Annotated in this window: 1 protein-coding gene; it reads right to left on the reverse strand. The window is 57.2% G+C overall.

Annotated features, from left to right (window positions below; genetic code table 11):
- Positions 1-145 precede the first annotated feature (145 nt).
- Positions 146-1,126, reverse strand: a complete 981-nt coding sequence (locus MF6394_RS32815; protein WP_010466230.1) for an IS5-like element IS1384 family transposase — start codon at positions 1,124-1,126, stop codon at positions 146-148.
- Positions 1,127-1,193: the final 67 nt, after the last annotated feature.

Below are 1,193 nucleotides of genomic sequence, written 5' to 3' on the forward strand. Positions count from 1 at the left end.
GGATGGTCTGAAGTAGCCATGTATTTCCCCGGCATACCACCTAGCGCAACTTTTAAACTCGCCAAATGATCAAAAAACAATCAATTCGACGAGTATTTCTTACGTTTTCGCCACCCGGACCCCACTCCGGTGGCCATTTCCCGCATTACAGGCGCACCTCTCCTGCATTCGTCAGTAAATGTCGGCGCGCCATCCACAGGTTCGACAGAGCGAACAGTGTCACCAGTTGCGCCGTGTTTTTGGCCAAGCCGCGAAAGCGCACCTTGGTGTAACCGAACTGGCGCTTGATTACCCGGAACGGATGCTCGACCTTGGCGCGCACCTGAGCCTTGGCCTTTTCAATCTTGCGCTTGGCTTTGTACAGCACGCTGCGCTTATCGAGTTTTTTGTAGGTGCTGCGGCGTGCCGCCACCTGCCAGATAACTTCACGTCCTTCATGCTCGGGCCGCTTTTCGACACCGGTGTAGCCTGCATCGGCGCAGACCACGTTTTCGTCGCCATGCAGCAATTTGTCCACCTGGGTGACATCCGCCACATTGGCCGCCGTGCCCACTACGCTGTGCACCAGACCCGATTCGTCATCGGCGCCGATGTGGGCCTTCATGCCAAAATAATACTGGTTTCCCTTCTTGGTCTGGTGCATTTCCGGGTCGCGCTTGCCGTCCTTGTTCTTGGTCGAACTGGGCGCATTGATCAGCGTTGCATCGACGATGGTGCCCTGGCGCAGCGACAGGCCGCGGTCGCCCAGATAGCCATTGATGACAGCGAGGATGCCGGCCGCCAGCTCGTGTTTCTCCAGCAAGCGGCGGAAGTTGAGAATGGTGGTTTCGTCGGGGATGCGCTCCAGGTTCAGCCCGGCAAACTGGCGCAGGATCGTGGTTTCGTACAGCGCTTCCTCCATCGCTGGATCGCTGTAGCCGAACCAGTTCTGCAGCAGATGCACACGCAGCATCGCCATCAACGGGTAGGCCGGACGGCCACCTTCACCTTTCGGATAATGTGGCTCGATCAAAGCAATCAAGCCCTTCCACGGCACCACCCGATCCATCTCGATCAGGAACAACTCCTTGCGGGTTTGCTTGCGCTTGCCAGCGTACTCGGCGTCGGCGAAGGTCATCTGCTTCATCGGGAAACTCGGTGGGTGGGGTCGCGGTATTTTGCCAAATCAGAAAGTCTTTTTCAGAGTTTCCCTA

The sequence above is a fragment of the Pseudomonas sp. MF6394 genome, assembly GCF_002018845.1.
GTDB classification, from domain to species: domain Bacteria; phylum Pseudomonadota; class Gammaproteobacteria; order Pseudomonadales; family Pseudomonadaceae; genus Aquipseudomonas; species Aquipseudomonas lactis.